At 78.2% G+C, this 6,707-nt stretch carries 9 protein-coding genes; 1 reads left to right on the top strand and 8 read right to left on the bottom strand.

Annotation, left to right across the window (positions count from 1 at the left end):
* From HLB09_RS11100 to HLB09_RS11065, 8 genes are all read right to left on the bottom strand, one after another.
* On the bottom strand, window positions 1-183 hold a 183-nt coding region (locus tag HLB09_RS11100; RefSeq protein ID WP_171203436.1), incomplete at its 3' end, for a hypothetical protein.
* A complete protein-coding gene (locus HLB09_RS20005; RefSeq protein WP_171203435.1) occupies window positions 180-986 on the bottom strand; it encodes an ANTAR domain-containing protein in 807 nt (268 codons plus the stop codon). The genes HLB09_RS20005 and HLB09_RS11100, both read right to left, overlap by 4 nt.
* A gap of 218 nt (window positions 987-1,204) precedes the next feature.
* Entirely contained in the window at window positions 1,205-1,933 is a 729-nt protein-coding gene (locus tag HLB09_RS11090; protein WP_212770924.1) for a GAF and ANTAR domain-containing protein, read from the bottom strand.
* A complete protein-coding gene (locus tag HLB09_RS11085; RefSeq protein ID WP_171203434.1) occupies window positions 1,930-2,676 on the bottom strand; it encodes a GAF and ANTAR domain-containing protein in 747 nt (248 codons plus the stop codon). The genes HLB09_RS11090 and HLB09_RS11085 overlap by 4 nt, the downstream gene beginning before the upstream one ends.
* 194 nt (window positions 2,677-2,870) lie before the next feature.
* Window positions 2,871-3,128, bottom strand: coding sequence for a hypothetical protein (locus HLB09_RS11080; protein ID WP_171203433.1), 258 nt, complete (start codon window positions 3,126-3,128; stop codon window positions 2,871-2,873).
* 130 nt (window positions 3,129-3,258) lie between these two features.
* Window positions 3,259-3,963: a ThuA domain-containing protein gene (locus tag HLB09_RS11075; protein ID WP_171203432.1), complete on the bottom strand. Its 705-nt coding sequence runs from the start codon at window positions 3,961-3,963 to the stop codon at window positions 3,259-3,261.
* Entirely contained in the window at window positions 3,956-5,176 is a 1,221-nt protein-coding gene (locus HLB09_RS11070; protein WP_171203431.1) for a Gfo/Idh/MocA family protein, read from the bottom strand. Before HLB09_RS11070 ends, HLB09_RS11075 begins: the two co-directional genes overlap by 8 nt.
* Before the next feature lie 158 nt (window positions 5,177-5,334).
* Window positions 5,335-5,808, bottom strand: a complete 474-nt coding sequence (locus HLB09_RS11065) for a histidinol dehydrogenase (protein WP_171203430.1) — start codon at window positions 5,806-5,808, stop codon at window positions 5,335-5,337.
* 118 nt (window positions 5,809-5,926) lie between these two features.
* Here HLB09_RS11065 and HLB09_RS11060 point away from each other — a divergent pair, with 118 nt between their 5' ends.
* Window positions 5,927-6,583 (top strand): LON peptidase substrate-binding domain-containing protein, encoded by a 657-nt coding sequence (locus HLB09_RS11060; protein WP_171203429.1) that lies wholly within the window; start codon window positions 5,927-5,929, stop codon window positions 6,581-6,583.
* Window positions 6,584-6,707: the final 124 nt, after the last annotated feature.

Raw genomic sequence — 6,707 nt, 5'->3', positions numbered from 1 at the left:
GGTGCCGGAGCGCCGCCGCGGCGGGACGCCGCCGTTCTGGCGGCGCTGGTCCTCGAGGTGGGCCAGGCGCACGCGGCAGAGCGGGTCGTGGACCCCCGCGAGCGCCCCGGGGTGCACGTCGGGCCAGCGGCGCGCGTACTCCTCGGCGCAGGAGCAGGTCGTGGCGGCGGTCGCCCGGCTCACCGGACCACCGCCGCGGCCCCGGCACGCCCCTGCGCCCGGGCCACGAGGCCGGCGGCGACGACCCTCAGCTTGGTGTTCGTGCGCTGGCTCTCCGTCGCGAGGAGGGCGAACGCCTCGTCGGCGTCCACCTCGTGCACGACCATGAGCACGCCCTTGGCCTGCTCGATGACGGCCCGCGAGCGCATCGCCTCGTGCAGCTGCTCGACCAGCCGCACGGCCGCGGCGTGGAGGAGGGCGCCCTCCAACCCCACGGCGGCGTGCGCCGCGAAGGCCCGGCTCCGCGGGATCCGTCCGTCGCGCAGGAGGCCGCCGTCCCGGCCGCACAGCGTGATCGTGCCGACGGGGCGGTCCTCGACCCGCAGCCCCAGGACGGCGAGGGACCGCAGGCCCTGGCGGCGGGCGGTGCGCAGGAGCGCCGGGTGGTGGTCGAGGGCGCCGGGCGCGGGGTCGTCGAGGTCCGCGCACAGGACCCGCCCGGAGGCCGAGGCCTCGAGCGCCGGCCCCCAGCCCGGCTCGAACTGCCGCTCGTCGAGGGCCGCGGCCTCGGCCGAGGTGGACGCCGCTGCCGCCAGCCGGCCGTCCTCGACGAGCTGGACGGTCACCCCCGCGGTGCCGGGCGCCACCCGGGCGGCGAGGTCGGCCACCCGCCGCGCGTAGCGCCCGAGGGGCTGGCCGGTGCTCGTGCGCGCCAGCGCGCTGAGGTGCGCGCCCAGGTCGGCGCTGGCGCCGTGCACGCGTCCGCCGACGGTGGTGGGCGGGGCGCCGGCGGTGCCGGCGCAGGGGTCGATGAGGTGGATGGTCACGGTCGTGCTCCTCGCTCGACCGCCGCGGGCTCAGGGCGGCGGCTGCTCGGCCGCGCGGCCCCTGGCCTGCGCGGACCGGTGGCCGCTGCGTCCTCAACACGGGCCCGCCCACCGCCCGGCGCTCGCCGGACCGGTGTCGGCCACCCCCACCGATGTGCCCGAGGGTAGTCGTCCGGGACGCCCCGTGTCTGCCGGAGCGGCGCTCCGCCGGATCGCGGTCAGCCGCCGACGTCGCCGGTGGCCGTGAGCGCCTCCGCGACGTCGACGAGCTTGCGGTTGGCGTCCTGCGAGGCGCGGACGAGGAGGTCGAAGGCCTGCTGGGACGTCACCTTGTGCCGCTCCATGAGGACGCCCTTCGCCTGGCCGATGAGGTCGCGGTTGGCCAGGGCGCGGCGGACCCCCTGCAGGTGCAGGGCGTCCGCGACGGCGATGGCCGCGTGGCTCGCCAGGAGAAGGCCGACCTGCTCGGACTCGTCGTCGAAGGCACGGGGCCGCCGCGACACGAGGTTGAGCGCCCCGAGGTCGTCCCCCTCGACGAAGAGCTGCAGGCACAGGCACGAGCGGACGCCCGTGTCCGCCGCCCGGACGGCGAGGTCCGGCCAGCGCTCGTCCGCGGACAGGTCGTCGACGCGCACGGTGAGGTGCTCGAAGGCCGAGTCCAGGCACGGTCCCTGGCCCGTCGCGACCTGCAGGTGGTCGAAGGTGCGCGGCAGGTCGCTGGACACGCCCTCGCTGGTGATCCTCCGGCGCCCCTGCACGAGGCTCACGGAGCCGTCCTCGGCCCCCGGCACGAGGGCCACGGCGGCCCGCACGGTGCGCGTCATGACGTCCGGGCGCTCGACGGCGCGCTGGAGGTCGCGCGCCATCTCCGCCAGCCGGACGGCGAGGTCCTGCTGGACCGCCACGGCACCGGTGTTCTGCGACGACGGCCGCCCGCGACCGGTCACCCCACGACCTCCCCCTGCCGGACGCGCGCGACGACCTCCCCCGCCATGTCGCGCAGCTTGCGGTTGGCGTCCTGGCTGGCGCGGGAGAGCCGGGCGAAGGCCTCGTCGGCATCCACCCCGTGCACGGCCATGAGCACGCCCTTGGCCTGCTCGATGACGGCCCGCGAGCGCATCGCCTCCTGCAGCTGGTCCGCGAGCCGCGCGGTCGAGCCGTAGAGCGAGGCGTTGGCCAGCGCGACGGCCGCGTAGGACGCGAAGGTGCGCGCCAGCACGAGGGTCTCCTCGTCGAGGTCGCCGCTGGCGCTGTAGAGGTTGAGGGCGCCGACGACGCGGTGGGGCACGGGCATGCCGACCGAGGCGGCGCAGCGCACCCCGAGGCGGGCGGCCGCGCGTGCGAAGGCGGGGTAGACGTCGTCGGCGGCGACGTCGACGCGGATGGTGTCGCCGGACTGCGCCGCGTCGAGGCAGGGCCCGAAGCCGACCTCGTACTGGCGCTCGTCGAGCTGCGCGGCGACGGTCGTGGTGAAGGCGGCGGAGCGGGCGCGACCGTCCTCGACGAGGGTGACCGAGAGGCCGTCGACCCCGGGGAGCGTGCCCGCGGCGAGCTCCGCGACCCGCTGGAGGTACTGGCCGAGGGGCTGGTCGAGCATGAGGCGGCCCAGCTCGGCGAAGGCGCCCTCGATCCCGGGCGGGGTCGAAGGGGCGTGGGCCGGCGTCTCGGCGCCGGCGGAGGACGTGGGCATGGACTGCTCCTGGAGCCCCACCACCCGCGGGTGGTGGCACGACCGCGGACCGCCCGAGGGCGACCTGCGGGCCGGGGGGCTGGGTCATCAACCCGACCGCCGAGACCCCGACGGCTGGACCGGCCGCGCCCCAGCCTAGGGGCGGAGCGCGCCCGCAGCGACGTCGACGACCGCCCCAGGGGTCCGCGCCGTCCTCACGGCGCGGGGAGGTCGGCGCTCAACGGCGTGCGCCGCGGCTCGCCCGTCTCCAGGAACCGCTCGTGCAGCGCCGCGGCGACGACGTCGTGCTCGTGGTCCCCGCGCTCCGCCGTCGTCCCGACCATGCGCCGCAGCAGCGCCGGGGTCACGTCGTCCCCGAGCGCCGTGCACCGCCCCGCGAGCTCCTCGACCGTGAGCCCGCTGAGCGCGAGCCCCTCCGCCAGTGCCTCTCTCGACCGTCGCGCGTCGACCACGCGCACCTCCTGCTCCTCACGGGTCCGCACCCCGGGGGCTGGAGCAGGAGGCCCCAGACAACCCGACGCGGGTGCTCAGCGCGACCCGAGGAGCGCCGCCGGGGCACCTGGGCGTCGGGACCAGTGCTCCTCAGCGCTCGCGGGCCGCCCAGAGCAGGCCGCGCTCGACGATCGTGCGCACGGCGGGCTGCCGCAGGACGTCCGGGTCGTGACCCGGGGTGCAGACGAACACGCGCCCGTCGCCCCACTGCCGGGTCCACACGGCGGGGGAGGTGACCGGGCGGTGCCACTCGTCCCACGGGCGCACGGCCTGCGTCGTCGTCGCCAGGACGTCGCAGTAGTCGTCGGTGAGCACCCAGTACTGCTCGGTGACGAGGTCGAAGTCCTCGATCCCCGCGGTGACGGGGTGGTCGGCCGCGGCCGGGAGCATCTCGACCCGGTAGGGCACGTAGTTGTCCTGCGGCCCGCCCTGCCGCTCCTCCGGGGCCTTGCCCGGGTGGCAGGCGAACTGGCCGCCGACGAGCTGCAGGTAGTCCGAGGACGCGCGGTAGGAGTCGGCGATGCCGCCGTGCCAGCCGGCGAAGCCGGTGCCGCGCGCGACGGCGGCCCGCAGCCCCGCGAGCTCGTCCGCCTCGATGCTCGTCATCGTCATGCACTGGAGGACGAGGTCGACGCCGGCCATGTAGTCGGCCTCGGCGTACACGGCGGTGGAGTCCTCGACCACGCGGACGTCGAAGCCGTGCTCGCGCAGGTGGGGGACGAAGAGGTCGGTGGCCTCGACGGGGTGGTGCCCGTCCCAGCCGCCGCGGACGACGAGGGCGCTGCGCTCAGCCACGGGGGCCTCCCCCCGTCGTGGCGCCGGCCAGCTCGACGAGGCCCTCCACGGGCGCCGGGCGCTCGCAGGTCGTGGTCGTCGCGACGGGCGCGCCGGACGCCGCGGCCTCCTCGAGGCGGGCCATGACGTCGACGACGTGCAGCGCCACCTCGGCGCTCGCGCGGTGGGCAGCGCCGGTGCGGCGGGCGAGCGCGAGGTCGGCGAGGCCGTAGCCGCGCCCCGCGCCCAGGTAGCCGGCCCGCGGGGGCACCTCCTCCCACACGGCGCCCCGCAGCGGCTGGCGCGCCGCCCGGGCGACCTCGACGACCCCGTCGAAGTGGTTGGGGTCGGGGACGGAGAGCGAGCCCTCGGTCCCGTGGACCTCGATCGGCGGGGTGCGGGACGCCCAGGCGTCGAAGCTCATGACGAGGGTCGTCAGGGCGCCGGAGGCGTGCTCGAGCACGCCGGTGACGTGGGTGTCGGTCGTGACGCCGACGCGCTCGCCCTCGCGCGGGCCGGACCCGATGACGCGCTCGTCGCGGGGGCGCGCGCTCAGGCCGGTGACGCGGACGACGGGGCCGAGGAGGTGCACGAGCGCCGTCAGGTAGTACGGCCCCATGTCCTGCAGCGGGCCGCCGCCCGGCTGGTAGTAGAAGTCGGGGTTCGGGTGCCAGCGCTCGTGGCCGGCCGTCGTCATCGTCGCCGTCGCGGCGTGGGGGACCCCGATCTCCCCGGCGTCGACGAGCGCCCGCGCCGTCTGGACGCCGGTGCCGAGCACCGTGTCGGGCGCGCAGCCGACGCGGCGGCCGGCGCGGCGGGCGGCCTCGACGACGGCGAGGGCGAGGGCGGACGTCGTGGCCAGCGGCTTCTCGCCGTAGACGTCCTTCCCGGCGGCCAGCGCCTGCAGGGCGACGTCCGCGTGGCCGGCGGGGAGCGTGAGGCCGAGGACGACGTCGACGTCGTCGGCGGCCAGCAGGCCCGGCACGTCGAGCGCCCGGGCGCCGTCGTGCTCGGCCGCCAGGGCCTCGGCGCGCTCGGGGACGGCGTCCGCGACGGCGGTCACCCGCAGCTGGGGCAGCCGCTGCACGGCGAGGGAGTACTGGGCGCTGATGACGCCGGCGCCGACGACGCCGACGCGGAGCGGGCCCCGGTCGTCCGGGGCGTCCCCGGTGCTCCTGCTCGTCTCCGGGGCGGGGTGGGCGGTGGTGGCGGTCGGGGGGTGCTGGTCGGTCATCCCGGTCCTCTCGCGCGGCGCGCCTGCGCGCCTGCGTGCGGCCGTCGCACGTCGTCGAGGACCCATCCTGGGGGAGCGACGCGGTGCGGCGCTCCCCCAGGGGTGGTCCGGTCGTCCTGCGGTGGGCGAGCCTCCCGCCGACGAGGCCCTCCGGGGCCTCAGGCGACCGAGCGGCTGGGCTCCCGCTCGGTGCGGGCCACCCGGAGCCGGACGCGGGGGCGCAGGTCGTCCCGGCCGCCGGCCCGGTGCAGCTCGGCCGCGGCGTCGTCGGACCCGCGCGCCACGACCCGCAGGTCGGCCCACGGCTCCACGACGGCGCGCACCTCGGCGACGAGCCGGCCCCGCTCCTCGACGACGCTCCCGCGGGCGGAGCGGACGCCGTGCGCCTGCTCGACCCGGGCGGCGAGGGCGTCGGCGAGGGCGTCGGCCGGCACCCGCAGGTGCGGCGGCCGGACGCCGTCGAGGCGCGCGCCGAGGTCGCGCAGCGCCGCGGCGCCACGGGCGCGCACGTCCTCGACGATCGGGCGGACGACCTCGAGGGCCGACTCGACGTCCTGCTCGGCGCGGGGCAGCGTGCCGCGCAGCTCGCGCGCGTCCAGGGCGCGGCCGCGCAGGTCCAGGCGACGGATCACCGCTCGATGGTAGGGGGCGGCGCCACCGCGCCCTCGCGCGTCGTCGGCGCGCCCCGGGGGCCCGCCCCGGGGCACGGCCTCCCTCCGCGCCGCGCGGGGCGCGCCGTACGCTCGCGCGGTGCAGCCGCTCCCGCTGTTCCCGCTCCCGTCGGTGCTGGTGCCCGGCCTGGTGCTGCCGCTCAACGTCTTCGAGCCGCGCTACCGCGCCCTCGCCCGCCACCTGCTCGACACGCCGCCCGAGCGCCGGGTCTTCGGCGTCGTCGCCCTGCGCCCGGGCCGGGACGTGCGGCAGGGCGCGGACGCCGTCCACGAGGTCGGCTGCACCGCGGTGGTCCGCGACATCACCGAGCTCGACGACGGCCGCTTCGAGATGGTCACCAGCGGTGCCCTGCGCTTCCGCCTCCACGGCCTCGACGACACCGCCGGCACCCCCTGGGCCACGGGCCTCGTGACACCGCTCGAGGACCCCGAGGGCGACCCCGACGAGGCGGCCGCGCTGGGCGTGCGCGTCGCCGCCGCCTTCGCCGCCTACCGGGCGCGCCTCGGCGGCGCCGAGGACGCGGTGGGGGTCACGTCGCCGCGCGTCCTGTCCCACCTCGTCACCGCCGGGATGGTCCTGCCGCTGCCCGAGCGCCAGGCCCTGCTCGAGCAGCCGGACGCCGTCGCCCGGCTGCGCGCCCAGCTGCGCCTGCTCGCCCGCGAGGAGGCGCTGCTCGACGCGACGGGCGCGCTGCCCCAGACCGGTCCCGACCTGTCCTTCGCCACGCCCAACTGACCCCGCCCCGCGCCCCGGACCCCCACGGCGCCGGGCGCGCCGCCCGCAGGACGGAGGAGAGCCGTGGCCCGCCGGACCCCCGCCCCGACCGCCGCCGTGCGGGCCCTCGTCGCCGACGGCGCCC

The sequence above is a fragment of the Pseudokineococcus marinus genome (assembly GCF_013004605.1).
Lineage (GTDB): Bacteria > Actinomycetota > Actinomycetes > Actinomycetales > Quadrisphaeraceae > Pseudokineococcus > Pseudokineococcus marinus.
Note: the sequence above shows the minus strand (reverse complement) of the source record. Positions and strands in the feature narration are given on the sequence as shown.